At 72.4% G+C, this 25,263-nt stretch carries 20 protein-coding genes; 5 read left to right on the top strand and 15 right to left on the bottom strand.

The window, feature by feature from the left end:
• From ABZ576_RS07655 to ABZ576_RS07645, 3 genes are all read right to left on the bottom strand, one after another.
• Complete coding sequence (locus tag ABZ576_RS07655; RefSeq protein ID WP_360737124.1) at positions 1 to 831, bottom strand: carbohydrate ABC transporter permease; 831 nt, start codon at positions 829 to 831, stop codon at positions 1 to 3.
• Entirely contained in the window at positions 828 to 1,826 is a 999-nt protein-coding gene (locus ABZ576_RS07650) for a sugar ABC transporter permease (RefSeq protein ID WP_360737122.1), read from the bottom strand. The genes ABZ576_RS07655 and ABZ576_RS07650 overlap by 4 nt, the downstream gene beginning before the upstream one ends.
• A gap of 102 nt (positions 1,827 to 1,928) precedes the next feature.
• Positions 1,929 to 3,203 carry an extracellular solute-binding protein gene (locus ABZ576_RS07645; RefSeq protein ID WP_360737120.1) on the bottom strand — a complete coding sequence of 425 codons (1,275 nt, stop codon included), beginning with the start codon at positions 3,201 to 3,203 and terminating at the stop codon, positions 1,929 to 1,931.
• Between the two features lie 303 nt (positions 3,204 to 3,506).
• Between ABZ576_RS07645 and ABZ576_RS07640 the strand changes: the two genes are divergently transcribed.
• Positions 3,507 to 4,325: a GntR family transcriptional regulator gene (locus ABZ576_RS07640; protein ID WP_360737118.1), complete on the top strand. Its 819-nt coding sequence runs from the start codon at positions 3,507 to 3,509 to the stop codon at positions 4,323 to 4,325.
• A gap of 49 nt (positions 4,326 to 4,374) precedes the next feature.
• Here the strand turns inward: ABZ576_RS07640 and ABZ576_RS07635 are convergent, their stop codons facing one another.
• The 3 genes from ABZ576_RS07635 to ABZ576_RS07625 all read right to left on the bottom strand — a co-directional run bounded on the left by ABZ576_RS07635 (position 4,375) and on the right by ABZ576_RS07625 (position 6,593).
• The gene (locus ABZ576_RS07635; RefSeq protein ID WP_360737115.1) at positions 4,375 to 4,800 is read right to left on the bottom strand and encodes a DUF6299 family protein; all 426 of its coding nucleotides are present in this window, start codon (positions 4,798 to 4,800) and stop codon (positions 4,375 to 4,377) included.
• Positions 4,801 to 5,067: 267 nt separating this feature from the next.
• Complete coding sequence (locus ABZ576_RS07630; protein WP_360737113.1) at positions 5,068 to 5,466, bottom strand: RidA family protein; 399 nt, start codon at positions 5,464 to 5,466, stop codon at positions 5,068 to 5,070.
• Positions 5,463 to 6,593 carry an acyl-CoA dehydrogenase family protein gene (locus ABZ576_RS07625; RefSeq protein ID WP_360737111.1) on the bottom strand — a complete coding sequence of 377 codons (1,131 nt, stop codon included), beginning with the start codon at positions 6,591 to 6,593 and terminating at the stop codon, positions 5,463 to 5,465. Before ABZ576_RS07625 ends, ABZ576_RS07630 begins: the two co-directional genes overlap by 4 nt.
• Positions 6,594 to 6,855: 262 nt before the next feature.
• Between ABZ576_RS07625 and ABZ576_RS07620 the strand changes: the two genes are divergently transcribed.
• The 3 genes from ABZ576_RS07620 to ABZ576_RS07610 all read left to right on the top strand — a co-directional run bounded on the left by ABZ576_RS07620 (position 6,856) and on the right by ABZ576_RS07610 (position 10,564).
• Positions 6,856 to 8,448: an AMP-binding protein gene (locus ABZ576_RS07620; protein ID WP_360737108.1), complete on the top strand. Its 1,593-nt coding sequence runs from the start codon at positions 6,856 to 6,858 to the stop codon at positions 8,446 to 8,448.
• Positions 8,449 to 8,463: 15 nt separating this feature from the next.
• Positions 8,464 to 9,276 (top strand): PaaX family transcriptional regulator C-terminal domain-containing protein, encoded by an 813-nt coding sequence (locus ABZ576_RS07615; protein WP_360737105.1) that lies wholly within the window; start codon positions 8,464 to 8,466, stop codon positions 9,274 to 9,276.
• Between the two features lie 337 nt (positions 9,277 to 9,613).
• Positions 9,614 to 10,564, top strand: a complete 951-nt coding sequence (locus ABZ576_RS07610) for an EamA family transporter (RefSeq protein ID WP_360737102.1) — start codon at positions 9,614 to 9,616, stop codon at positions 10,562 to 10,564.
• 99 nt (positions 10,565 to 10,663) lie between these two features.
• On the opposite strand, the gene ABZ576_RS07605 is transcribed toward ABZ576_RS07610, so the two are convergent.
• Together ABZ576_RS07605 and ABZ576_RS07600 are read right to left on the bottom strand one after the other, a co-directional pair.
• Positions 10,664 to 12,985: a bifunctional salicylyl-CoA 5-hydroxylase/oxidoreductase gene (locus tag ABZ576_RS07605; protein ID WP_360737100.1), complete on the bottom strand. Its 2,322-nt coding sequence runs from the start codon at positions 12,983 to 12,985 to the stop codon at positions 10,664 to 10,666.
• 5 nt (positions 12,986 to 12,990) lie between these two features.
• Entirely contained in the window at positions 12,991 to 13,818 is an 828-nt protein-coding gene (locus ABZ576_RS07600) for an enoyl-CoA hydratase family protein (RefSeq protein WP_360737097.1), read from the bottom strand.
• 331 nt (positions 13,819 to 14,149) lie between these two features.
• On the opposite strand from ABZ576_RS07600, the gene ABZ576_RS07595 reads away from it, so the two are divergent.
• Complete coding sequence (locus ABZ576_RS07595) at positions 14,150 to 14,602, top strand: ATP-binding protein (RefSeq protein WP_360737095.1); 453 nt, start codon at positions 14,150 to 14,152, stop codon at positions 14,600 to 14,602.
• On the opposite strand, the gene ABZ576_RS07590 is transcribed toward ABZ576_RS07595, so the two are convergent.
• From ABZ576_RS07590 to ABZ576_RS07560, 7 genes are all read right to left on the bottom strand, one after another.
• Positions 14,562 to 16,007, bottom strand: coding sequence for an amino acid permease (locus tag ABZ576_RS07590; RefSeq protein ID WP_360737093.1), 1,446 nt, complete (start codon positions 16,005 to 16,007; stop codon positions 14,562 to 14,564). The genes ABZ576_RS07595 and ABZ576_RS07590 overlap by 41 nt on opposite strands.
• Before the next feature lie 121 nt (positions 16,008 to 16,128).
• Entirely contained in the window at positions 16,129 to 17,139 is a 1,011-nt protein-coding gene (gene argF / locus ABZ576_RS07585; protein WP_360737090.1) for an ornithine carbamoyltransferase, read from the bottom strand.
• Between the two features lie 61 nt (positions 17,140 to 17,200).
• Positions 17,201 to 18,424: an arginine deiminase gene (locus ABZ576_RS07580; protein WP_360737088.1), complete on the bottom strand. Its 1,224-nt coding sequence runs from the start codon at positions 18,422 to 18,424 to the stop codon at positions 17,201 to 17,203.
• A gap of 134 nt (positions 18,425 to 18,558) precedes the next feature.
• On the bottom strand, positions 18,559 to 19,161 hold the full coding sequence (locus ABZ576_RS07575) for a DUF5825 family protein (protein ID WP_360737085.1): 603 nt from the start codon (positions 19,159 to 19,161) through the stop codon (positions 18,559 to 18,561).
• Positions 19,158 to 21,005, bottom strand: a complete 1,848-nt coding sequence (locus ABZ576_RS07570; protein WP_360737083.1) for a RiPP maturation radical SAM C-methyltransferase — start codon at positions 21,003 to 21,005, stop codon at positions 19,158 to 19,160. Before ABZ576_RS07570 ends, ABZ576_RS07575 begins: the two co-directional genes overlap by 4 nt.
• Before the next feature lie 193 nt (positions 21,006 to 21,198).
• The gene (locus ABZ576_RS07565) at positions 21,199 to 23,742 is read right to left on the bottom strand and encodes a polynucleotide kinase-phosphatase (RefSeq protein WP_360737081.1); all 2,544 of its coding nucleotides are present in this window, start codon (positions 23,740 to 23,742) and stop codon (positions 21,199 to 21,201) included.
• A complete protein-coding gene (locus ABZ576_RS07560) occupies positions 23,739 to 25,220 on the bottom strand; it encodes a 3' terminal RNA ribose 2'-O-methyltransferase Hen1 (protein ID WP_360737079.1) in 1,482 nt (493 codons plus the stop codon). The genes ABZ576_RS07565 and ABZ576_RS07560 overlap by 4 nt, the downstream gene beginning before the upstream one ends.
• Between the last annotated feature and the right edge of the window lie 43 nt (positions 25,221 to 25,263).

Raw genomic sequence — 25,263 nt, 5'->3', positions numbered from 1 at the left:
TCATCCCTTCACGGCGCCGTCGGTCAGCCCGCTGACAGCCTTGCGTTGCAGGAAGATGAAGAGGATCAGGATGGGCAGCGCGAACAGGGACGAGGCGGCCATGGTGGCGCCCCAGTCGTCGCCGAAGGCGGTCTGGAACTGGGACAGCCACAGCGGCAGGGTCTGCTTCTCGACGTCCTTGTTGAGGATCAGGACGAGCGGGAACTCGTTCCAGGCGGTGATGAATCCGAAGAGCGAGGTCGCCATCAGGCCGGGCGCGAGCAGCGGGAAGATCACCTTGACGAAGGCCTGGGTGCGGGTGCACCCGTCGACCATCGCCGACTCCTCCAGCTCCTTGGGCACCGCGGCGACGTAGCCGCGCAGCGTCAGGATGGTCAGCGGGAGCACCATCATCGTGTAGAAGACGGTGAGCGGCACGAGACTGTCGAGCATGTCGTTGTCGCGGACGATCATGTAGATGGCGATGATCATGACCTCCCAGGGGGCCATCTGCGCCAGCATGAACGTCACGATGAGGCCGCGCCGGCCCCGGAACCGCATCCGGGCGAGCGCGAAGGCCGCGAGCAGGGCGATGACGAGCGAGAACACCACCGACAGGACGGTGACGGTGACGGAGTTGAGGACCAGGGTCCAGAAGTGGTCGGCGTGGACGGCCTTGTCGAAGTGTTCGAGGGTGGCGTCGGTCGGGAACCACACCGGGTCGTCGGAGATGATGTCGCCGGTCGGCTTGAAGGCCGTGGCGAACATCCAGTAGACGGGGAACACGAAGCCGACGAAGAGGACGACGGCGGTCGCGTTGGGCCAGATACGGCCGAAGAGCGAGCGCTTCACAGCTCGTCCTCCTCTTGCTTGAGCACCATGCGCAGGTAGTACGAGGTGATGACGAGCAGGACCAGGATGGTCAGGAAGGAGATCGCCGCGCCGAGGCCGAAGTGCTGGTTGCCGACGCCCTCGACGTAGGCGTAGATCGGCAGGGTCTCGGTGAGGTGGTCGGGGCCGCCCTCGTTCATCGCGAAGATCTGCGCGAACGCCTTGAAGATCCAGATGACCTCCAGGAAGGTCGTGGCGTACAGGAAGGGCCGCAGGAAGGGCAGGGTCACCGAGGTGAAGCTCTTCCAGGCGCCGGCGCCGTCCAGGGAGGCCGCCTCGTACAGCTCCCGGGGGATCGTGGTGGTCGCCGCGTAGAGGTTGATCGCGACGAAGGGTATGGACTGCCAGACGAGGAGCAGGGTGACCACGGCGAAGGTGGAGAACTGGGTCTCCAGCCAGTTGTGCTCGGCCATGGAGTGCCAGCCGAGCTTGTCCAGCACCCAGTTGACGACGCCGAAGCGCTGGGCGAACAGCCACTGGTAGACGGTGGTGGCCGCGATGACCGGCATGGCCCAGGCGAGGACGAGGCCGATCATGAGCAGCAGCCGCATCTTCTTGCCGAGCCGGGCCAGCAGCAGCCCGACCAGGGTGCCGAGCACCATGATCAGCACGACGTTGACCGCGGTGAAGAGGACGGACCGCTCGACGACGCGCCAGAAGTCGCCGCCGGTCAGCACCTCCCGGTAGTTGTCGACGCCGTTCCACTCGGTGAGGTGCTGGATGAGCTGCCGCGGGTTGAGGTTCTGGAACGACAGCATGCCGTTCTTGACCAGGGGCCAGCCGAGGAGGACCACGGTGGCCAGCAGCGCGGGCAGCAGGAGCAGGTAGGGGGCGGTGGCGCCGCGCCGGGACGGGCGGGTGGAGGTGCGGTCGTCACCCGGCGGCCGGACCGGCACCCGGGCCTTGCGGACAGCGGGCTCCCCGGCCGTGTCCGTGCCTTCGGTCTGCACTGACATCAGTTGCCATCTCTTCCGTGGCCGTACGAAACCATGGCCGTGCCTCGGGCACGGCGCGGGTGTGGCGGGGGGCGCCCCCTCGTGGCGCCCCCGGCCGGGTCGTCAGTTCTCCTGGGCCAGGCGCTTGTTGATCTCGTCCTCGACCTGCCCGGCGGCGTCCGCCGGGGACTTACCGTTCAGCACGGCCGTCATGTAGGACTTGATCGGGTTCGGGCTGTTCTCCACGGCGCCCCACTCGGGGATCAGCGGGGTGGTGCCGCCGACGGCCGCACCCGGAGCGGCGGCCTCCGCGACGGCGTTGCCCTCGAGGTTGGTCTCCAGGGACTTCTTGTTCGGGATGACGCCGTTGAGCTTGGCCAGCTCGCCCTCGTACTTGTCGCTCAGGGCGATCTTCAGGAACTCCTTGGCCAGGGCCTGCTTTTCGCTGCCCTGGGCGACGGCGAGGTTGGAGCCGCCGAGGAAGACGCCCTCGGGCTTGTCGGCGGTCTCACCGGGGATGGTGAAGTAGCCGAGGTCCTTCTCGATGGCCTTGTTGGCCTGGACGGCCGTACCGGCTTCCCAGCCCATGCCGATGAAGGCGCCGGTCTTGCCCTTGGCGAAGACCTCGGCCTGCTGCGGGGTGGCCTCGTCCTTGTCCTTGGGGGCCTTGGAGTAGGAGGCGTACTTCTTGTAGATCTCCATGGCCTTGGCGACCTTGGGGTCGGCGAGGTTGGAGACGTACTTGTCGCCGTCCTTCTTCACCAGGTCGGCGCCCTGGCCGATGGTCAGGCCGTCGAAGAAGTACCAGTTCTGGCCGGGCAGGTAGAGCGGCTCGGCGTCGGTCTTCTTGCCGATGGTGTCCAGGTCCTTGAAGAACTCGTCCCGGGTCTTCGGGGTGTCCTTGATGCCGGCCTCGGCCCAGATCTTCTTGTTGTAGATGACCACGCGGTTGGCGAAGTACCAGGGGGCGGCGTACTGCTTGCCCTCGTAGACGGAGGACTGCGAGACCGACGGCGTCCAGTCGGCGCCGATCTCCTTCTTGAGGTCGCCGAGGTCGGCGAGACCGCCGGTGGCCGCGTAGGCCGGGGTCTGGGTGTTGCCGACCTCCAGGACGTCCGGCGGGTTGGACTCGGAGAGGGCGGTGGTGATCTTCTGCTGGATCCCGTCCCACTTCTGCGTCTCGAACTTCAGCTTGGCGCCGGTCTTCTTCTCGAACGCGGCCGTGACGTCCGCGACCCACTGGTCCGGCGTGGAGCCGTCCATCGCCCAGACCGTCAGCGTCTGGCCCTTGAAACCGTCCGGTCCCGCGTTCTTGCCGCTGTCGTCGTCCCCGCCGCACGCCGACACGGAGACCATCATGCCCGCGATCACGATCGCGGCCGCAAGCTTGCGCTTCACGCCACCCTCCTCAGGGATGCCACTAACCCCCCACGCCCTCGGCGGTGACCTGCGTACGACGCTGTTGCACGTAAGGGCTCGGGACCTGGCCACTAATGGTGTAGACCAGTACGGTGGAGCTTGGCCTAGACCTTTTGGAGTGTCAAGGGTGGTTCGGAAAGCCGGTCCCGGCCGTTACGAGAAAGTCACCGGAGTGCGTCCGTCCGGATCCATCCCTTTCGCCCGGGAGCGTTCATTTGGACTAGACCATAGGGCAGTTGATCGCTATAACGGGAGCCCATCGACACAGTCGGGAAGGCAGGCATGACCACCGACGTCAGCAGCGCCCAGCCGCACCGGGGGGCACCCGGCCGCACCGCGCGCGTGCCGAAGTACTACCGGATCAAGCAGCAGCTCCTCGCCATGGCCGAAGCGCTCCAGCCCGGTTCGGCCATGCCCGCGGAACGCCTGCTCGCCGTCCGGTTCGACACCTCCCGCACCACCGTCCGGCAGGCGCTCCAGGAGCTCGTCGGGGAGGGCCGGCTCGACCGGATCCAGGGCAAGGGCACCTTCGTCGCCCAGCCCAAGCTGTACCGCACGCTCCAGCTCACCTCGCACACCGAGGACATGCGCGCCCAGGGCCTGACCCCGGCCTCGCAGACGCTGGACATCGGGGAGGTCCCCGCGGACGAGAAACTGGCGGGCCTGCTCGGCATCGGGATCGGCGAACGGGTGCTGCGCATCGAGCGGCTGCGGCTGGCCAGCGGCGACCCGATGGCGATCGAGACCACCCACCTGTCCGTTCGGCGCTTCCCCGGTCTGCGCCGGTCGTTGGCCGGCTGCCCGTCGCTGTACACGGCGCTCGCCGAGGTGTACGGCGTCCATCTCGCCGAGGCCGACGAGACCATCGAGACCTCGCTGTCGACCCCGCGCGAGGCGCAGCTGCTCGGTACCGACGTGGGGCTGCCGATGCTGCTGCTGTCCCGGCACTCGCGGGACGCGGAGGGCACCCCGGTGGAGTGGGTGCGCTCGGTGTACCGGGGATCCCGCTACAAGTTCGTGGCCGCCCTGCGCCGGCCGGGCCCCCCGGTGGTCCGGCGGAGAACGGCTCCGCCGGACCGGGAAGGGCTCGGCCGCGTCTGAACCAGGGCGTGTCGCGCCGGCGTCCGGGAACGGGCGCCGTCGCCCCGGGTCACTCCCCGGTGAGCGTGACGTCCCGGTTCGTCACCGCGTGGAAGGCCGGTACCAGCAGGATGCCCGAGGGGCGCAGTTCCGTGAGGGTGGCCTCCACCCGCGCCGCCCCCGCCTTCACCTTCTCCGGCGAGACCTTCCCCGAGTTCGTCCAGCGGTGTTCGGCGCCGTCGCACCGGGCGGTGCCGCCGCCGATGCCGTGCTTGAGGCCCTGGTCGCCCTGGCTGAGCGAGGAGCCGACGAGCACCGGTCCGGTGCCGCCGGTGCAGCGGTAGGTGCCGGACAGGGTCACGGTGCCGTCGGACGCGATCCGGCCGACGGGGTCCACGGTGATGCGCTCCGAGGGGTCGGCGCCGGCCGGACCGACGGCGGCGCACAGCAGGGCCGCGGCCCCGAGGGCCGCGGCGAGGACGGGGCGTACGGGCATGGGGTACCTCCCGGTTGCGTGGGGCGAGGGCTTCCACTGGTACCGGGCGGCCGTGCCGGCGGCCGTGACCGTCACCCCATCGGTGGCGCGTCACGGAACCGTCCGGGCCGGTCGCGGCGGTGGCGCCGGGCATCCCCACGGGGTCAGGGCAGTACGGCGAACCCGGGCCGGTCACGGCGGTGGCGCCGCGCGCACCCCCGCGGGGTCAGGGCAGTACGGCGAACCCGGGCCGGTCACGGCGGTGGCGCCGCGCGCACCCCCGCGGGGTCAGGGCAGTACGGCGAACCCGTCCAGCTCCACCAGCGCCCGCTCGTCCCAGAGCCGTACGACCTCCACGACGGCCATCGCGGGATAGTCCCGGCCCGCCGACTCCCGCCAGATGCGGCCGAGCCGGCGCGCGTGCTCCCGGTACGCCGCGACGTCCGTGGCGTAGACGGTGACCCGGGCGAGGTCGGCGGGGGTGCCGCCGGCCGCGCGCAGGGCGGTGAGCAGGTTGCCGAGGGCCTTCTCGAACTGCTCCGGCAGCGTGTCGCCGGTGATCTCGCCGTCCGTGCCCAGGGCGGTCTGGCCCGCGAGGAACACCACGCGGGAGCCGGCCGCGACGACGGCGTGCGAGAAGCCCGTGGGCGGGGACAGCTCGGGCGGGTTGACGCGCTCGGTCGTCACCGGGCCTCCTTCTGCGCCGTGGCGTACAGGTCCTTGGCGATGATGCCCCGCTGGACCTCGCTGGCGCCCTCGTAGATGCGGGGTGCGCGGACCTCGCGGTAGAGGTGTTCCAGGAGGTGGCCGCGGCGCAGGGCGCGGGCGCCGTGCAACTGGACGGCGGCGTCGACGACGTACTGCGCGGTCTCGGTGGCGAGCAGCTTGGCCATCGCGGCGCGCCGCGGCACGTCGGCGGCGCCCGCGTCGTACGCCGAGGCGGCCGCGTACACCATCAGCCGGGCCGCCTCGGTGCGCAGGGCCATCTCGGCGACCTGGTGGGACACGGCCTGAAGGTCCATCAGCCTGCCGTGGAAGGCCTCGCGCCGGCTGGTGTGGCCGACGGTGGCCTCCAGCGCGGCCTGGGCCATGCCGACCGCGAAGGCGCCGACGCTGGGACGGAACAGGTTGAGCGTGCCCATGGCGACGGCGAAGCCGCGGTCGGGCTCGCCGAGCACGTCGGCCGCGGTGACGGGCACGGCGTCGAAGTCGAGGGCGCCGATGGGGTGCGGCGAGATCATCTCCAGCGCGCTGCCGGTGAGTCCGGGCCGGTCGGCGGGGACCAGGAAGGCGGTCACCCCGCGCGCTCCGGCGCCGGGTGTGGTGCGGGCGAAGACGGTGTAGAAGTCGGCCTCGGGGGCGTTGGAGATCCAGCTCTTGGCGCCGGTGAGCCGCCAGCCGTCGCCGTCGGGCTCGGCGGCGAGGGACAGCGCCGCCGCGTCCGATCCGGCTCCCGGCTCGCTCAGCGCGAAGGCGGCGACCGCGCCGCCGTCGGCGACCCGGGGCAGCCAGCGTTCGCGCTGCGCCGGGGTGCCGTGGGCGTGCACCGGGTGGGCGCCCAGGCCCTGGAGGGCGAGCGCGGTCTCGGCCTCGGTGCACGTCTGGGCGAGGGACTCGCGCATCAGGCACAGGTCCAGCGCACCGGAGTCGAACAGCCGCGCCAGCAGGCCCAGCCGGCCGAGTTCGGCGAGGAGCGGCCGGTTGACACGGCCGGGTTCGCCACGGTCGGCGAGCGGGCGCAGCCGCCGGGCGGCCAGCTCGCGCAACTCCGCACTCCAGGCGGTCTGCTCCGGTCCGAGCGAGAATGCGGACACAGCCGGTCCTCCCTCCGGGCGGCCACCAGGGCCGTCCCGTCAGCCCTCCGGGGCGGCCGGGGCCGGCCTCCCCCGTCACCTCGCGCGGCGGGTGCGAGCGCGCCCGCCCTTTCCATCCGTCCCCGCCGACGTTATCGCGCACAGTTGACCGCCGTCACCAACACGATACGCTGGGGTCCCCCTCCGGGGGAGCGCGAGCCCACCAGGAAGCCCGTTCGGGCATCTGTCCCGGACGTCTGTCACGGCAAGGGGGCGGACCGTCATGCATCTCTCGGCCCATGTCGACACCTTCGCGCGCGACCACCTCCCCCCGCCGCACGAGTGGCCCGAACTCCGGTTCGACCTGCCGGAACTGCGCTACCCCGATCGGCTGAACTGCGCGGCGGAACTGCTCGACCACGCCGACCCGTCCCGCCCGGTGTTCCACACCCCGGCCGGCCCCACCTGGACCTACGGCGAGCTGCGCGCGCACGTCGACCGGATGGCGCACGTGCTCACCGACGGCCTGGGCGTGGTGCCGGGCAACCGGGTCCTGCTGCGCGGTCCGACCACGCCTTGGCTCGCCGCCTGCTGGCTTGCGGTGCTGAAGGCCGGCGCGGTCGCCGTGACCGTGCTGGCCCAGCAGCGCCCGCACGAGCTGGCCACCATGTGCGAGATCGCCCGGGTCGGGCACGCGCTGTGCGACGTCCGGGTGGTGGACGACCTGGTGAAGGCCGGCATACCCGGGCTGCGGATCACGACGTACGGCGGTGACACACCCGACGACCTGCTGCACCGCCCGGCGCCCGACACCCCCTACCCGGCGGTGGACACCGCGGCCGACGACGTCGCCCTGATCGCGTTCACCTCGGGCACCACGGGCCGCCCGAAAGGGTGCATGCACTTCCACCGGGACGTGCTGGCGACGGCCGACACGTTCTCCGCGCACGTGCTGCGCCCCCACGAGGACGACGTCTTCACCGGCAGCCCCCCGCTCGGCTTCACCTTCGGCCTCGGCGGGCTGGTGGTCTTCCCGATGCGGGCCGGCGCGAGCGCCCTCCTCCTCGAACAGGCCCGCCCCCGGCAGCTGCTCCCGGCGATCGCCGAACACCGCGTTTCGGTCCTGTTCACCGCGCCGACCGCCTACCGCGCCATGCTGGACCACGTGGACGCCCACGACGTCTCCTCCCTCAGGCGCTGCGTGTCGGCCGGCGAGCACCTGCCCGCTGCCACCTGGCGGGCCTGGCACGAGCGCACCGGCCTGCGCATCATCAACGGCATCGGCGCGACCGAGCTGCTGCACATCTTCATATCCGCCGCCGACGAGCACATCAGACCGGGCAGCACGGGGCTGCCGGTACCGGGCTGGCAGGCGCGCGTCCAGGACGCCGAGGGCAGAGTCGTACCCGACGGCGAGCCGGGCCTGCTGGCCGTGCGCGGGCCGGTCGGCTGCCGTTACCTCTCCGACCCGCGGCAGCGGGAGTACGTCCGGGACGGCTGGAACATCACCGGCGACACCTACGTCCGCGAGGCGGACGGCTACTTCCGCTACGTGGCGCGCGCCGACGACATGATCATCTCGGCCGGGTACAACATCGCGGGCCCGGAGGTGGAGGAGGCGCTGCTGCGCCACCCGGACGTGGTCGAGGCCGCGGTCGTCGGCCGCCCCGACGCGGAGCGCGGACAGGTGGCCGTGGCCTACGCGGTGCTGCGCGAGGGAGCCCGGCGCGACCCCGAGGCGCTGCGCGCCTTCCTCGTCGCGGAGCTCGCTCCCTACAAATGTCCGCGCGTGTTCGTCTTCCTCGACGCCCTGCCCCGCACGGCCACCGGCAAGTTGCAGCGGTTCCGGCTGCGCACCGATGGTGACCAGCAGTGATGCCGACAACCTAAGATGATCAACGTGTCCGAGCAGCACGCCCCCAGGTCCCTCATCGTCACGCTCTACGGCGCGTACGGCCGCTTCATGCCAGGCCCGGTGCCCGTCGCCGAGCTGATCCGGCTCCTGGCCGCGGTCGGCGTGGACGCGCCCTCCGTACGCTCCTCGGTGTCCCGGCTCAAACGGCGCGGCCTGCTGCTGCCGGCCCGCACCGCGTCCGGCGCGGCCGGGTACGAACTCTCCGCCGAGGCCCGCCAGTTGCTGGAGGACGGCGACCGCCGCATCTACGCCGGCGCGCCCGTGGCCGACGAGGGCTGGGTGCTCGCCGTGTTCTCGGTCCCCGAGTCGGAGCGGCAGAAGCGGCACGTGCTGCGCTCCCGGCTGGCCGGCCTGGGCTTCGGCACGGCGGCCCCGGGGGTGTGGATCGCCCCGGCCCGGCTGCACGAGGAGGCGGAGCACACCCTGCGCCGGCTGCACCTGGACCCGTACGTGGACTTCTTCCGCGGCCGGCACCTGGGCTTCGCGCCGACGGCCGAGGCGGTGGCCCGCTGGTGGGACCTGGCCACGATCGCCAAGGAACACGAGCGGTTCCTGGACGCCCACGCGCCCGTGCTCCAGGCCTGGCGGCACCGTGCGGACACCCCGCCCGAGGACGCCTACCGCGACTACCTCCTCGCCCTGGACTCCTGGCGCCACCTGCCCTACACCGACCCCGGCCTGCCGGCCCACCTCCTGCCCGCCGACTGGCCGGGCGCCCGCTCCGCGGAGGTCTTCCGGGCCCTGCACGAGCGACTGCGGGACGCGGGCGCGGACTTCGCGGGGCTCTAGCCGTGCTCTCCGGACAGGTCGGTGACGCGGCCGGCCGGTGTCTGGCCGTCGTTGCCGGTGCGGGGGCGGTGCAGGCGGGGTCCTCGCCTCCGGAAGCGGGCGCGTGGCAGGGCGCCGCGTGCAGAAGAGGAGAGGGCCCTCCACCTGCCCTGCCGTACAGTGGAGGGCATGTCTTCCGCAGCAGTTCTCTCGCCGCCCGTCCTCTGAGGCGGGTCGCCATCGACACCAGCGCGTAGGCCACTGGCCGCGACGCGCCGGCTGGTTGTGCCCGCAGACGCGAGACCACGACCATCTGCTCCGTCTGGAGATCCCTTCCGTGTCGAGAACTGCTGTTGCAATGACCCCTGCCCTGGCGACGGCGCCCCGATCCGTGCGCCGCGGCCTTGCCTGCCTGGCATTCGCCGGCCTCACCTGGGGCACCACCGGGGCCGCCGTGGACATCGTCTACCGGTCCAGCGACTTCGGGCCCATGGCCGTCTCGTTCTGGCGCTTCCTGACCGGCATGGTGCTGCTGCTCGCGGCACGGGCCCTCCGTCCTGCCCGCAGGACGCCGCGGACGCCGCAGCCGTCGGGCCGCCGGGCCCTGCTGTTCGCGGGCACGGGCGCCGGCCTGGCGGTCCTCCAGACCGCCTACTTCGCCGCTGTGCAAGACACCGGCCTGGCGGTGGGCACCATCGTCACGCTGGGGGCCGCCCCGGTGTTCACCGCCGCCGCCGGGCTCCTGTTCCTGGGCGAGCGCATCGGACGCGCCGGGCTGCTCGCGGTCGCCGGCGCGCTGACGGGCCTCGCGATCCTGGTCCTGGGCAACCAGGCCGGTGTCGTCCACCCCGTCGGCGTGGGGATGGCGCTGCTGTCTGCCGCCGGGTACGCCGTCTCCAACATCCTGGGCCGGTGGACCGGCCGGCACGGCGCCGGCGAGGACCCCTACACCCTCACGGTGGGGTCGTTCGCCGTCGGCGCGGCCGTCATGCTGCCCTTCGGCTGGGGCGAGGGGCTCGTGCCGCGCACCGCCCACACGGGCCACGTCGTGCTGCTGATGCTCTACGTCGCCGCCGTCACGACGGCGCTCGCCTACCCGCTGTACTTCGCCGGAGCGGGCGTCGTGCGGGCGGCCACGGCGTCGGTGGTGATGCTCATCGAGCCGGTCAACGCGGCCATACTCGCGGTGCTCTTCCTCGGTGAGCGGCTCACCACGGCCACGGTCATCGGCACGGTGCCGATGCTCGCGGCGATCGCCGGCCTCGCGGTCGCCGAGTCACGCATGGCCGGGACGGGTGACCAGTCATGAGATGACATCTGATTCCACCGGCCGGCCTCGTGCCCGGTCACAGCCGGCGCCCCGGAGCCCCGCACCGCGAGCGGCCGTCAGCCCCTCTTCCGGTGGTCCTCAGCCGCTGAGCGAGAGCCGGGGCTTGGGGGCGTCGGTGCGCCCGGTGCGGGGGCGCCGGCTGCCCGCGCGGTAGGGCGCGGGCCAGAGCGCGCCGGGGCCCGCGTAGTCCTGCTCGGCCGCCGCGTGCAGGGTCCAGTGCGGGTCGTACAGGTGCGGCCGGGCCAGCGCGCACAGGTCCGTACGGCCCGCGAGGATCAGCGAGTTGACGTCGTCCCAGGAGGAGATCGCGCCGACGGCGATCACCGGGATCCGGGCCTCGTTGCGGATCCGGTCGGCGAACGGGGTCTGGTAGGACCGCCCGAACTCGGGTTCCTCCTCGGCCACCACCTGCCCGGTGGAGACGTCGATGGCGTCGGCGCCGTGCGCGGCGAAGGCGCGGGCGATCTCGACGGCGTCCTCGGCGGTCGTCCCGCCCTCCGCCCAGTCGGTGGCCGAGATCCGGACGGTCATCGGCCGCTCGGCGGGCCACACCCCGCGTACGGCGTCGAAGACCTCCAGCGGGAACCGCAGCCGCCGCTCCAGCGAGCCGCCGTAGGCGTCGGTGCGGCGGTTGGTGAGCGGGGAGAGGAAACCGGAGAGCAGGTAACCGTGGGCGCAGTGCAGTTCGAGCAGGTCGAAGCCGGCCCGGGCGGCCCGCCAGCCGGCGGCGGCGAACTGCTCGCGGATGTCGGTGAGCTGCGCGCGGGACAGCTCGCGCGGTATCTGGCCGCCCGGTCTGTACGGCAGCGGGGAGGCGGCCACGACCGGCCAGTTGCCGGCCGGCAACGGCTCGTCCATGCCCTCCCACATCAGCCTCGTGGAGCCCTTGCGGCCGGAGTGCCCGAGCTGCACGCCGATCGCGGTGCCCGGTGCCTGCCGGTGCACGAAGTCGGTGACGCGACGCCACGCCTCGGCCTGCCGGCCGGTGTACAGGCCGGCGCAGCCGGGGGTGATCCGGCCCTCCTCGCTGACGCACACCATCTCGGTCATCACGAGGCCGGCCCCGCCCAGGGCGCGGGCGCCCAGGTGGACGAGGTGGAAGTCGCCGGGGACGCCGTCGGCGGCGGAGTACATGTCCATCGGGGACACGACGACGCGGTTGCGCAGGGTCAGCCCGCGCAGCCGGAAGGGGGTGAACATCGGGGGCGTGCCGGGCGGGCAGCCGAACTCGCGTTCCACGGCCTCGGTGAAGTGCGCGTCGCGCAGCCGGAGGTTGTCGTGGGTGACGCGGCGGCTGCGGGTGAGCAGGTTGAAGGCGAACTGGCGGGGCGGCTGGCGCCGGTACAGCGGCAGGTTCTCGAACCATTCGAGGCTGGCGCGGGCGGCCCGCTGGGTGGAGGCGACGACGGGCTTGCGCTCTTCCTCGTAGGCCGCCAGCGCGCCGCGGACGTCCGGCTGTTCCCGCAGGCAGGCGGCGAGGGCCAGGGCGTCCTCCACGGCGAGTTTGGTGCCGGAGCCGATGGAGAAGTGGGCGGTGTGGGCGGCGTCGCCGAGGAGGACGACGTTGCCGTGCGACCAGCGGTCGTTGACCACCGTGCGGAAGGTGGTCCAGGCGGAGTTGTTGCTGTGCAGCGGGCGTCCGCGCAGCGCGTCGGCGAAGACCTTGGCGCAGCGTTCCAGCGACTCCCGCGCGTCGAGCTCCCCGAATCCGGCCGCGCGCCAGACCTCCTCGCGCATCTCGACGATCACGGTGGAGGCGCCGCCAGGGCTCCGCGGTGCGGAGGGGCCGGTCGCGCGGTGGTGGTCGGGGGCCGGGCGGGCGTAGGGGTAGCCGTGCAGCTGCATCACGCCGTGTTCGGTCTCGGCGATCTCGAAGCGGAAGGCGTCGAAGGCGAAGTCGGCGGCGAGCCAGACATAGCGGCAGCGGTGTGTGGCCACATGGGGGCGGAACACATGGGCGTAGCGGTCGCGGGTGGTGCTGTGCACACCGTCTGCGGCGATGACGAGGTCGTGGTCCGCCGCGAGCCGGCCGGCGTCCGGTGCCTCGGTGGAGAAGCGCAGCTCTACGCCGAGCGCGCGGCAGCGTTCGTGCAGGATGGCCAGGAGCCGGTGCCGGCCCAGCGCGGCGAAACCGTGGCCCCCGGAGCGGTGCCGTACGCCCCGGTGCACGATGTCGATGGCGTCCCAGCGGACGAAGTCGCGCCGCAGGGCCGCGTAGACGACGGGGTCGGCGTGTTCGATGCCGCCGAGGGTCTCGTCGGAGAGGACCACACCGAAGCCGAAGGTCTCGTCGGGGGCGTTGCGCTCCCAGACGGTGATCTCCCGGGTGGGGTCCAGGCGCTTCAGCAGGGCGGCCGCGTAGAGCCCGCCGGGACCGCCGCCTATGATCGCCACGCGCACGAGGACTACCTCCCCCGCCACTTGGGCGGGCGCTTCTCCGTGAAGGCCGCGTGGAACTCCGCGTAGTCCGCGCCGTTCATCAGCAGGGCCTGGGTCGAGGCGTCCAGCTCGACCGACGCCGCCAGCGGCATGTCGAGCTCGGCCGTGAGCAGGGACTTCGTCTGGGCGTGGGCCAGGGCCGGGCCGTCGGCCAGGCGGCGGGCCAGTGCGGCGGCCGCCTCGTCGGCACGGCCCTCCTGCGTCATCTCGCTGATCAGGCCGATGCGTTCGGCCTCGGGGGCCCGCACCTGATCGCCGAGCATGAGCAGCCGGGTGGCGTGGCCGAGGCCGACGACCCGGGGCAGCAGATAGGCCGCGCCCATGTCGCCGCCGGACAGGCCGACCCGGGTGAAGAGGAAGGCGAAGCGGGCCGAGGGGTCGGCGACCCGGAAGTCGGCCGCCAGGGCGAGCACCGCGCCGGCACCGGCCGCCACGCCGTGCAGCGCGGCGATCACCGGGAACGGGCATTCGCGGATCGCCCTCACGACCTGTCCGGTCATCCGGTTGAAGTCGAGCAGCTGGGCGGTGTCCATGGACAGGGTGGCGCCGATGATCTCGTCGACGTCGCCGCCGGAGCAGAAACCGCGCCCCTGGCCGGCCAGCACCAGGGCGCGCACCGAGCGCTCCCGGGACAGTTCGGCGAGCAGGTCGCGCAGGTCGGCGTAGGCACCGAAGGTGAGGGCGTTGAGCTTCTCGGGGCGGGCGAGGGTGACGGTGGCCACCCCGTCGGCGACCCGGACCCGCAGGTGCTCCCAGTCGGCGGTGCGGGCTGCGGAGCCGGTGAAGGGACTCATGACGTGCGGCCTCCTAGGGCGGCGGTGCCGTACGTTGCTCTGTCCCACGAAGTTATCACTTGTTTGTGACTGTCGTCACGGGTACGCGACAGGGTGTCGGCTCCGTCCCTCCGTCCCCCGTCCTCCTGCCGCCGTGACCGGCCCGCTGCGGTCACATCCGTCACCGGTCGGCGACAGCACCGTAACGACGGGCTCGGGACGGCGAGGCGGGCGGCCGGCCTGGGTAGGCCGCCCGTGTACCGGGGCCGCGGGTCCCGGGCGGTGCCCGACGACGGCTCCCGTGGCCGGGCCCCGTACCATTTCTGAGGTTGAAAGCAGGACAGCCTGCTCCATGAACGGACTCGCCTTGCACGAACGCCCCGCCGAATCGGCCTCCTGGCGCATCGCGCTGCCGCACACCACCGCCGCGGTGCCCGTGGCGCGTGCCCTGGTGCGCACGGCGCTCACCGAGGTGCAGCACCCGGCCGATCACGACACGGCGGAGCTGCTCACGGCCGAGCTGGTGGCGAACGCGGTGGAGCACACCGCCGGGCGCGGACCGATCGAGCTGGTGGTGGAGCTGGCGCCGACCGGCTGCCAGGTCGAGGTGCACGACCCCGACCCGGCGCCGCCCGGCCAGCTGACCCGGCCCGTGCTGGAGGAGCCGGACCTGTGGCAGGAGGGCGGGCGCGGCCTGCTGCTGATCCGCGCCCTCAGCTCCTCCTGCGGTCACCGCCCCACCCCGTCGGGCAAGGCGGTGTGGTTCACACTCCCTGCGGTTCCCGCTCAGCGGCGGCCGGCGTGACCTCGGGCCCCGGCTGCGCCAGCGTGGAGTGCCGGCGGCCGTAGGCGCCGTAGACCAGCAGGCCCACCGCGAGGAACACGGCGAACTGGAGCCAGGTCTGCCAGCCGGTCTGGTACATCAGGTACAGGCAGAAGCCGACGCCGAGCAGCGGGGCCACCGGGTAGAGCGGCACCCGGAAGCTGCGGGCGAGGTCCGGTTCGCGGCGGCGCAGGGCGATCACCGCGATGTTGACGACGGCCATGATGGCGAGCGTGCCGATGGTGCACAGGTTCATCACGGAGTCGAGGGAGGCGAAGGCCGCCGGGACCGCGAAGACGACGGCGACGATCAGCGTGCCGGCGACCGGCGTCGACGTCCTCGGGGACACCTTCTCGAAGACGCGCGGGATCAGGCCGTCCCGGGACATCGACATCAGGATGCGGGTCTGGCCGTACATCACGGCGAGGACCACGGAGGCGATGGCGACGACCGCGCCGAAGGCGATGACACCGCCGCCGACGGTGGAGCCGGTGACCTGGTTGACGACGTAGGAGAGGGCGGCGGGACGGCCGGCGACCTGGTCGCCGCCGATGGCGCCGATGGCGGCGAGTGCGACCGCGCAGTAGAGCAGGGTGACCAGGCCCATGCAGACGAGGATCGCCACGGGGACGTCCCGGCGCGGGTTCTTCGCCTCCTCGCCGGCGGTGGTGATGGCGTCGAAGCCGATGTAGGAGAAGAACGCGGCGGTGGTGCCCGCGCCGATGCCGCCGAGGCCGGCCGGGGAGAACGGGGTGAGGTTGCCGTCCTTGAAGGCGCTGTAGCCGATGGCGCAGAAGGCGAGCAGGATCGCGAGCTTGACCGCGGCCATCGCGGCCGTCGCCCGGGCACTCTCCCGCACCCCGCGCACCAGCAGCACGGAGGCCATGGCGATGACGAGCACGGCCGGGAGGTTGACGACGCCGCCGTCGCCGGGGCCCGCGGACAGGGCGGCCGGGAGCTGGACGCCGGTGAGGCTGTGCAGCAGCTCGTTGACGTACTCGCTCCAGCCGACCGCGACGGCCGAGATGGAGATGCCGTACTCCAGCAGCAGGCACCAGCCGACGAGGAAGGCCGTGGACTCGCCGAGGCCGGCGTAGGCGAAGGAGTACGAGGAGCCGGAGACCGGGATGGCGCCGCCCAGCTCCGCGAAGGAGAAGGCGGTGAAGACGCAGGTCAGCGCGGCGAGGATGAAGGAGACGACGACGGCCGGGCCGGCCTGGGCGACGGAGTCGGAGAGACCGACGAAGATGCCGGTGCCGACGATGGCGCCGACGCCGAAGCAGATGAGCTGGAAGAGGCCCATGGTGCGCTTCAGGCCGTGTCCCTCGCGGTCGGCTCCGGATTCGGCGACGAGCAGGTGCGGGGACTTGATGCGGGGAGCGGGCATGCGGGTGGTGCTCGTTTCTGGTGGTGCGGGCGCCTGTCGTAGCGGCGCGGCGACGGCCTCGGAAGGGGTGGCTCCGGGCCGCCGGTCAGGATAAGGCCTGGTGAGGCCGGTCAGGCAAGGGCTACCGGGCGAGTGTGGCGACCAGCACCGCCTTGATGGTGTGGAGGCGGTTCTCGGCCTCGTCGAACACCACCGAGTGGGCGGACTCGAAGACCTCGTCCGTCACCTCCAGCGACGTCAGGCCGTGAGCCTCGTGGATCTGCCGCCCCACCGTGGTGCCGAGGTCGTGGAAGGCCGGCAGGCAGTGCAGGAACTTCACGTCCGGGTTGCCGGTGGCGCGCAGCACGTCCATGGTCACGGCGTACGGCGAGAGGGCCGCGATCCGCTCGTCCCACACCTCCATGGGCTCGCCCATGGAGACCCAGACGTCGGTGGCGACGAAGTCGGCGCCCGCGACACCCTCGGCGACGTCCTCGGTCAGCGTGACGCGCGCACCGCTGGAGGCGGCGAGCGTCTGCGCGCGCTCGACGATCTCCGGGGCCGGCCAGTAGGACTTCGGGGCGACGATCCGTACGTCCATGCCGAGCAGGGCGCCGGTGACCAGGTAGGAGTTGCCCATGTTGAAGCGGGCGTCACCGAGGTAGGCGAAGCCGATCTTCCGCAGCGGCTTGCCGCTGTGCTCGGTCATGGTGAGCACGTCGGCGAGCATCTGGGTGGGGTGCCAGTCGTCGGTGAGCCCGTTGTACACGGGCACGCCGGCGTACGCCGCCAGCTCCTCGACCTTGGCCTGGCTGTCGCCGCGGTACTCGATGCCGTCGTACATCCGGCCCAGCACGCGGGCGGTGTCCTTCACCGACTCCTTGTGTCCGATCTGCGAGCCGGACGGGTCCAGGTAGGTCGTGGAGGCGCCCTGGTCGGCCGCGGCGACCTCGAACGCGCAGCGGGTGCGCGTCGAGGTCTTCTCGAAGACCAGCGCGATGTTGCGCCCCTGGAGGTACCGGGTCTCGGTCCCGGCCTTCTTGGCGGCCTTCAGCTCGGCGGCCAGCTCGACCAGGCCGCGGAACTCCTCCTCGGTGAAGTCCAGCTCCTTGAGGAAGTGGCGGCCGGCGAGGGCGGTCGGGACTGTCGCCATGGGGGCGCTCCAGAGGTATGACTACAGGGACTGCTGGAATTCTATACGAGCATTCACATTTCTATACAGCGTCTCGCTGGACGGGACAGCTCATGCACCGCGGGCCGCCGCGGCCCCGCCCCAGCTCGCTGCCCGGGATCTCGATGACCTCGATGCCCTGCTTGCGCAGATGGGTGTTGGTGGTGACGTTGCGCTCGTAGGCCACGACGACACCGGGCTCGACGGCCAGCACGTTGCAGCCGTCGTCCCACTGCTCGCGCTCGGCCGCGTGGACGTCCTGGGTCGCGGTCAGGACGCGGATCTCGCTCAGCCCGAGCGCGGCGGCGATCGCGCGGTGCATGTGCTCCGGCGGGTGGTCGGTGACCTTCAGCTCCTTGTCGGCGGTGCCCGGCTCGATGGTGTACGAGCGGAGCATGCCAAGGCCCGCGTACTGGGTGAAGACATCGCCGTCGACCATGGTCATCACGGTGTCGAGGTGCATCAGCGCGCGCTTCTTGGGCATGTCGAGCGCGACGATCGTGTGCGCGGACCCGGCGGCGAACAGCTTGTGCGCGAGCATCTCGACGGCCTGCGGGGTGGTGCGTTCGCTCATCCCGATGAGGACCGCGCCGTTGCCGATCACCAGGACGTCGCCGCCCTCGATGGTGGACGGGTAGTCGGCCTGCCCCTCGGACCAGATGTGGAACGCCTCGTCCCGGAAGAGCGGGTGGTGCCGGTAGATCGCCTCGAAGTGCACGGTCTCGCGCTGCCGCGCCGGCCAGCGCATGGCGTTGATGGAGACGCCGTCGTAGATCCAGGCCGAGGTGTCCCGGGTGAAGAGGTGGTTGGGCAGCGGCCGGAGCAGGAAGTCGTCCAGGTCCATGACGTGGAACCGCACGGAGGTCGGCTCCTCGTGCGCCTCCAGGAACTCCCGTTTGGTCATCCCGCCCACGAGGGCCTCGGTCAGCTCGCGCGCGGGCAGGGTCTCGAAGGCGGCCCGGAGGTGGTCGGTGGCCAGCGGGCCGTACTCCTTCTCGTCGAAGACCCGGTCCAGGACCAGCGTCCGCGCGGCGGGCAGCTCCAGCACCTCCGCGAGCAGGTCGCCGAAGAGGTGGACGGCGACCCCCCGATCGCGCAGGACGTCGGCGAACCCGTCGTGCTCGGCGCGCGCCCGGCGCACCCACAGCACGTCGTCGAAGAGCAGCGCGTCCTTGTTGCTGGGGGTGAGCCTTTTGAGCTCGAGGTCGGGCCGGTGCAGGATGACGCGGCGCAGCCGCCCGGCCTCGGAGTCGACGTGGTATGCCATGCCACCATCCTGGCCATTACCGCCCGCCTTCACGCCCTTCTCGGCCGTTTCCGCCCGTTCCTGTTCTCGTTCCTGTTCTCGTTCCTGTTCTCGTCCCGCCGACGAGAAGCGGTGTCGGGCCGACGAGAGCCGTGTCAGATGGCGGTGCACGGCACCGGCCAGCGGCGGATGCGTGGCGGCAGGGTCACCGCCCAGTCCCCGCAGACCAGGGCCAGGCGCTCGGCGACGAGCAGTGCGAGCGCCTCCCGCCCGCCCGCGTCCAGGGCGCCGGCGGGTGTGGGCTCCAGCAGTCGCAGGAAGGCGGCGAGCAGAGCGGGGTGGTCCAGGGTGAGCCGGACGGCCGTGCCGCGTTCCCTGCGGTCCAGGACCGTGACGAAGTCCGGGCCACGCCGGTGGTAGAGGACGCCGTGGGCGTAGGACGCCTGCCAGGCCGCCGACATCCCGTGGTCTTCCAGGGGCTCCGTGGGCGGGGGCAGATGGCTCAGGAGGCGTGGGTCGAAGGAAGGCCGGCCCGTGCCCCGCCAGCCGACGCGCAGGCCGAGCCCCTGGCACTCGCGCAGGAACCGCACGGCCTCCGCCGTCGCACGGCCCGCACCGCTCAGGTCGAGGGGCCCGACGACCTCCACCCGGCGGCCGACGAGCCGGTGCGGCACGGTGCCGGGCAGGCCGCTCGTGCGGGTCCCCTCGGCGGTCCGCCCGGTGTCCGGGTCCGGCACGGTGCCGGGCAGGCCGGTCATGCGGGGCCCTCGGGCAGGCGGACCGGTTCGGCCCAGGTGGGCAGGGACACGTAGGTGGCGCCGTCCCGGAACAGCAGGCCCAGGGCGAGCGCCTGCCGGAGCCAGGCGTCCAGCGCCTCCTCCGGCACCCGGTGGCCGTCGGCGGCCAGCAGGCGGTGCAGCGCCGGGGCCGTCCGGCCGTCCTCCAGGCGGCGCAGGGCCGTGGCGCGCCAGCCGGTGAAACGGTGGGTGGCGGGCGGGCGGCCGTGCCGGCGGTCGTGCACCAGCAGCTCGGGGCCGTCCTCCTCGAACAGCAGCCGGGAGTCGGCGTGGCCGGCCCGCCAGGCGGCCACCGCCTCCGTCAGCCGCCGCTCGACCGGACCGGCGATGCCGGCCGGTTCGGTGTCGAACAGGTAGACCAGGTCGGCGAGTTCGTCCTCGGGCAGGTCGTAGACGTGCTGGTACATCTCGGCCGGGCGGCGCTTGCCGAAGCCGAGGGCCGGGTCGGTGAAGTGCGGGCTGAACCGCTCCAGCTGGATGCGGTGGGCGCCGCTCGGCGGCTGGAGGTGGACCAGCGCGGGGAGCTGCTCGACGACCGGCGTGTAGTCGTCCGCGGTCTCGCCCGGGAACCCGTACAGCAGGTTCCAGGAGCAGGTCAGGTCGTGGTTCTCGCACTCGCGCAGGGTGCGGACGTTGCGGGCGCCGGTGACACCCTTGTCCATGAGGTCCAGGACCCTGCTGCCCAGGCTCTCGATGCCGGGCTGGATGTGCACCGTGCCGGAGGCGCCGAGGAGCCGGAGCTGGGCCGGGGTGAGGTTCGACTTGACCTCGTAGTGCAGCCGCAGGTCCCAGCCGCTCGCGGTCACGCGGGGCAGGAAGTCGCGGAAGTAGGCCATGTCGATGATGTTGTCGACGGTGACCACGTCGAGGATGCGGTGGCGGCGCACCAGCCGTTCGATCTCCGCCCACAGCCGGTCGCCCGGTTTGGCGCGGAAGGCCATCGCGGTGCCGTTCAGCCCGCAGAAAGTGCAGTGGTGCTTCTCGCCCCACCAGCAGCCGCGGGCGCCTTCCACGACCAGCTTCGGGTGGATGTACTCGCGCACCGGGGAGGCGTCGAGTGCGGCCTGCCACTGGTCGTAGTCGGGGGTGGGTATGTCGGCGGGGGCCACGGTCCGCCGGGTTTCGGTGTTGGCCCGGGACACCGCGCCGTCCCACCAGCACAGGCCCGGAACGTCCACGGGCGCGGTGCCCGCGTCCAGGTGGTGCAGCAGGGCCGGGAAGGCGGTCTCCGCCTCGCCGCGGACGACGTGGTCCACGAAGGGGTGGTTGCGGTGCAGGGCGTGGCCCATGGGGCCGTCGCAGTTGCTGCCGCCGAAGACGGTCACCACCGCGGGGCGTCGTCGCTTCAGCTCCCGGGCCAGGGCGAGCGACGGCACGTTCTGCATGAAGGTGGTGGTGAACCCGACCACGTCCGGGTCGGCCGCCAGCACCTCGGTGGCGCAGGCGTCGACGAAGGGGGCCGCGTAGGGGCGCATCGCCAGGGCCGTGTCGATGAAGACGCCCCGGCCGGCCGCGTAGTCGCGCAGCCGGGACGTGCCCCAGCCGGGGTCGTCGTAGAGGGCGCCGGAGAAGACCCAGTCGCCGAGGCCGTGGAAGATCGCGTCGCTGCCGACCTCGACGCAGTCCCCCGGCCGCAGCCGGCCGCCGGAGTGCTCCAGCAGGAACTCGGCCCAGCGCAGCGAGCCGTGGAACTCGGTCACCTCGTCCCCGGGGCGGGCCCGCCGCACGATCCGGTTCAGCAGGCCCAGCTGGAGCGAGGGCAGATCGAGCGGGTGCCACGGCATCGTGACCAGATGGACGCGCATGCTCAGCGGGTCGGCCGCTTCTCCAGGATCGCCGGCCGGCGGACGGTGCTGCGCCGGTCCTCACGGACGACCACCTTTTTGATCTCCACGCCCACCACTCCCCTCACGGCGCGCGAACACCCTTGTGTCGCACGGCTGTTCACCATATGGACAGGTGCGTGTGCGGCACAAGGGCGTGTGGTGGCGGGTGGTTCTACAGGCGCGGGTCCACCGGCTCGGACTCCAGCGCGAGCACTCCGAACACCGCCTCGTGCACCCGCCACAGCGGCTCCCCGTCGGCGAGCCGGTCCAGGGCCTCCAGGCCGAGGGCGTACTCGCGCAGGGCCAGCGACCGCTTGTGGTTCAGGAACCGCTGCCGCAGCCGGGCGAGGTTGTCCGGCCGGGTGTACTCGGGACCGTAGATGATCCGCAGGTACTCGCGGCCCCGGCACTTGATGCCGGGCTGCACCAGGCGGCCCTCCGGGCTCCGGACCAGCGCGCCGAGCGGCTTGACGACCATGCCCTCGCCGCCCCGGCCGGTCATCTCCAGCCACCAGTCGACACCCGCGCGGACCGACTCCGGGTCGCCGGTGTCGACGTGGAGCCGCCGGGTGGTCTGCAGCAGCCCGGTGCCGTCGTGCTCCACCAGCCGGTCGATCAGGGCGAGTTGCTCGTCGTGCGGCAGCGCGGCGAGGCTGCGGCCCTGGGCGGCCAGGAGCTGGAAGGGGGCCAGCCGCACCCCGTCCAGGCCCTCGGTGGTCCAGCAGTAGCGCCGGTAGGCGGTGGTGAACGCGGCAGCGTCGGCGGCGCGTTCACGCTGCCGGGCGAGCAGGCCGGCCACGTCGGCGCCGCGCGCGGCGGCCGCGTCCAGGGCGGCGAGCGCGCCCGGGAACACCGCGCCGGAGGCGGCGCCGACGGCCGCGTACTGTCCGCGCAGCAGTCCGGAGGCCTTCAGCGACCACGGCATCAGCTCGGCGTCCAGCAGCAGCCAGTCCGTGCCGAGTCCGTCCCACAGGCCCGCGTCCCCGATCGCCGAGCGCAGGCGGCCGAGGATCTCCTCGGTCACCGCCCCGTCGTCGAAGAACGGCCGGCCGGTACGGGTGTACAGCGAGCCCGTGGGTCCCTCCACGCCGAAGCGCCGGCGGGCCGCCTCCGCGTCCCGGCACACCAGGGCCACGGCCCGCGAGCCCATGTGCTTCTCCTCGCACACGACCCGCGCGACCCCGTCCCGCGCGTACTGGGCGAACGCCTCCCGCGGGTGCTCCAGGTAGCCCTCCACCGCGGAAGTGGCCGTCGGTGCCATGGTCGGCGGCAGGTACGGCAGCAGGCGCGGGTCGATCGCGAAGCGGCTCATGACCTCCAGGGCCGCCGCAGCGTTCTCCTCGCGGACCGCCACCATGCCGGCGTGCCGCGTCTGGACGGCCCGCCTGCCGTGCACGTCCGCCAGGTCCAGCGGCCGGCCGTCCTGCCCGCCGGGCGCCTCGGTGCGCAGCGGCTTCGCCGGCTCGTACCAGACCCGCTCGGCCGGTACGTCGACCAGCTCGCGCTCCGGCCAGCGCAGCGCGGTCAGCTTGCCGCCGAAGACGGCGCCGGTGTCCAGGCAGATGGTGTTGTTGAGCCAGGTCGCCTCCGGGACCGGGGTGTGGCCGTACACCACGGCCGCCCGTCCCCGGTAGTCCTCCGCCCACGGGTAGCGCACCGGCAGCCCGAACTCGTCGGTCTCGCCGGTGGTGTCGCCGTACAGCGCGTGCGAGCGCACCCGCCCCGACGTACGGCCGTGGTACTTCTCCGGCAGCCCGGCGTGGCAGACCACCAGCCGTCCGCCGTCGAGGACGTAGTGGCTGACGAGTCCGTCGATGAACTCCCGTACCTCCGCGCGGAACTCCTCGCTCTCGGTCTCCATCTGCTCGATGGTCTCGGCGAGTCCGTGCGTGGGCTGGACCTTGCGGCCCTTGAGGTGGCGGCCGTACTTGTTCTCGTGGTTGCCCGGCACGCACAGCGCGTTGCCCGACTTCACCATGGACATCACGCGGCGCAGCACGCCGGGGCTGTCCGGGCCGCGGTCGACGAGGTCGCCGACGAAGACGGCGGTACGGCCGTCCGGGTGCACGCCGTCGACGTACCCCAGCTTGCCGAGCAGCGCCTCCAGTTCGTACGCGCAGCCGTGGACGTCGCCGACGATGTCGAAGGGGCCGGTGAGGTGGGTCAGGTCGTTGAACCGCTTCTCGGTGACGACGGTGGCGTTCTCGGCCTCCTCCGCCCCGCGCAGGACGTGCACCTTGCGGAAGCCCTCGCGCTCCAGGTGGCGCAGCGAACGGCGCAGTTCGCGGATGTGCCGCTGGATGACCCGGCGCGGCATGTCGGCGCGGTCGGTGCGGGCCGCGTTGCGTTCGGCGCAGATCTCCTCGGGCATGTCCAGCACGATGGCGATGGGCAGCACGTCGTGCTTCTTCGCCAGCTCGATCAGCTGACGGCGGGAGTCCTGCTGGACGCTGGTGGCGTCGACGACGGTCCGGCGGCCGGCGGCCAGCCGCTTGCCGGCGATGTAGTGCAGGACGTCGAAGGCGTCCCGGGTCGCGCTCTGGTCGTTCTCGTCGTCGGAGACCAGACCGCGGCAGAAGTCGGAGGAGATCACCTCGGTGGGCTTGAAGTGCCGCCGGGCGAAAGTGGACTTGCCGGAGCCGGAGGCGCCGACGAGGACGACCAGGGAGAGGTCGGTGACGGGGAGGACCCGTGCCTTGTGCGGTGTCTCGGTCATGCTGTCTTCGCCTCCTTCTCGGTGGTGGGTGTGGTGGCCGTGTCCATGTGGAAGACGGCCATCTGGGTGGGTGGCCCGACCTCCGGGTCGTCGGGGCCGACGGGGACGAACTCGACGTCGTACCCGTGCCGTCCGGCCACCGTGGTGGCCCAGGTGCGGAACTCCTCGCGGGTCCACTCGAAGCGGTGGTCGCCGTGCCGGACGTGGCCCGCGGGCAGGCTCTCCCAGCGGACGTTGTACTCGACGTTCGGGGTGGTGACGACGACCGTGCGCGGGCGGGCGTGCCCGAACACGGTGTACTCCAGGGCCGGCAGCCGGGGCAGGTCGAGGTGCTCGATCACCTCGCTGAGCACGGCGGCGTCGTAGCCCTTGAGCCGGTTGTCGGTGTAGGCGAGGGAGCCCTGGACGAGCCTGACGCGGGACGCCTGCCGCTCCCCCATGCGGTCGAGCTTCAGCCGCCGGGCGGCGATGGCCAGCGCCCGTACGGACACGTCGACGCCGACGATGTCGGTGAACCGGGTGTCCTTGAGCAGCGCCTGCACCAACTGGCCCTGGCCGCAGCCGAGGTCGAGGACGCGGGCGGCACCGGACGCGTGCAGTGCGGCCAGGATCGCGGTCCGGCGCTGCTCGGCGAGCGGGGTCGGCTTCTCCTCGTCCTCGGTCTCCTCCGCGACCGCGTTGTCGATCTCCTCCACGGCGCTGTCGTCGGCCTCGGCCAGCCGCACCAGCTCCAGCCGCTCGCGCGCCTGCCGGGTCAGCGACCAGCGCCGGGACAGGTAGCGGCTGGTGATCAGCTGCTGCTCGGGGTGGCCGGCCAGCCAGCCCTCGCCGGCCCGCAGCAGTTTGTCGACCTCGTCGGGGGCGACCCAGTAGTGCTTGGCGTCGTCGAGCACCGGCAGCAGCACGTACAGGTGGCGCAGGGCCTCGGCGAGGGTCAGCCGCTCCGACTCCAGCAGCAGGCGCACGTACCGCGAGTCGCCCCACTCGGGGAACGCGGTGTCGAGCGGTACGGGGTCGGCGGTCACCGTCCAGCCGAGCGGTGCGAACAGCCGCCGTACCAGCTCCGCACCGCCTCGGGCGGGCAGCGCGGGAACCTCGATGCGCAGCGGCAGCGGGGCGGCGGCCCGCTCCGGCCTGGCGTTGCACACCCCGCGCAGGGCACTGGAGAAGACGCCGCTCAGCGCGACGGCGAGCAGTGAGGAGGCCGCGTAGGGGCGGTCGTTGACGTACTGGGCGAGGGCCGCGTCGGGTGCGCCGCCGCGGCCCTTGCCCTTGCCCCGCCGGACCAGGGCGACCGTATCGATCTCCAGCAGCAGGGCGGCCGTGCAACGGTGGGCGTCCGCCTCGGGGTAGAAGACGTGCGCCTTGCCGTACGAGGTGGAGAAGGCCTGCGCCTTGTCGGGGTGCTTGTGCAGCAGGTACCCGAGATCGGTGGCCGGCCCCTCGGCCGTACCGGTGGTGGAGATCGTCACGAACATGCTGTCGAGTCTCCCTTGCCGGCCCCTCCCCGACCACCGCTTT

The organism is Streptomyces sp. NPDC013455 (assembly GCF_040632975.1).
Lineage (GTDB): Bacteria > Actinomycetota > Actinomycetes > Streptomycetales > Streptomycetaceae > Streptomyces.
This window is presented reverse-complemented; position numbering and strand designations above follow the sequence as displayed.

Coding starts and splice junctions, on each gene's coding strand:
- ABZ576_RS07650 (WP_360737122.1), bottom strand. CDS start 1,826: ATGTCAGTGCAGACCGAAGGCACGGACACGGCCGGGGAGCCCGCTGTC.
- ABZ576_RS07640 (WP_360737118.1), top strand. CDS start 3,507: ATGACCACCGACGTCAGCAGCGCCCAGCCGCACCGGGGGGCACCCGGC.
- ABZ576_RS07635 (WP_360737115.1), bottom strand. CDS start 4,800: ATGCCCGTACGCCCCGTCCTCGCCGCGGCCCTCGGGGCCGCGGCCCTG.
- ABZ576_RS07620 (WP_360737108.1), top strand. CDS start 6,856: ATGCATCTCTCGGCCCATGTCGACACCTTCGCGCGCGACCACCTCCCC.
- ABZ576_RS07615 (WP_360737105.1), top strand. CDS start 8,464: ATGATCAACGTGTCCGAGCAGCACGCCCCCAGGTCCCTCATCGTCACG.
- ABZ576_RS07610 (WP_360737102.1), top strand. CDS start 9,614: ATGACCCCTGCCCTGGCGACGGCGCCCCGATCCGTGCGCCGCGGCCTT.
- ABZ576_RS07600 (WP_360737097.1), bottom strand. CDS start 13,818: ATGAGTCCCTTCACCGGCTCCGCAGCCCGCACCGCCGACTGGGAGCAC.
- ABZ576_RS07595 (WP_360737095.1), top strand. CDS start 14,150: ATGAACGGACTCGCCTTGCACGAACGCCCCGCCGAATCGGCCTCCTGG.
- ABZ576_RS07590 (WP_360737093.1), bottom strand. CDS start 16,007: ATGCCCGCTCCCCGCATCAAGTCCCCGCACCTGCTCGTCGCCGAATCC.
- argF (WP_360737090.1), bottom strand. CDS start 17,139: ATGGCGACAGTCCCGACCGCCCTCGCCGGCCGCCACTTCCTCAAGGAG.
- ABZ576_RS07580 (WP_360737088.1), bottom strand. CDS start 18,424: ATGGCATACCACGTCGACTCCGAGGCCGGGCGGCTGCGCCGCGTCATC.
- ABZ576_RS07575 (WP_360737085.1), bottom strand. CDS start 19,161: ATGACCGGCCTGCCCGGCACCGTGCCGGACCCGGACACCGGGCGGACC.
- ABZ576_RS07570 (WP_360737083.1), bottom strand. CDS start 21,005: ATGCGCGTCCATCTGGTCACGATGCCGTGGCACCCGCTCGATCTGCCC.
- ABZ576_RS07565 (WP_360737081.1), bottom strand. CDS start 23,742: ATGACCGAGACACCGCACAAGGCACGGGTCCTCCCCGTCACCGACCTC.
- ABZ576_RS07560 (WP_360737079.1), bottom strand. CDS start 25,220: ATGTTCGTGACGATCTCCACCACCGGTACGGCCGAGGGGCCGGCCACC.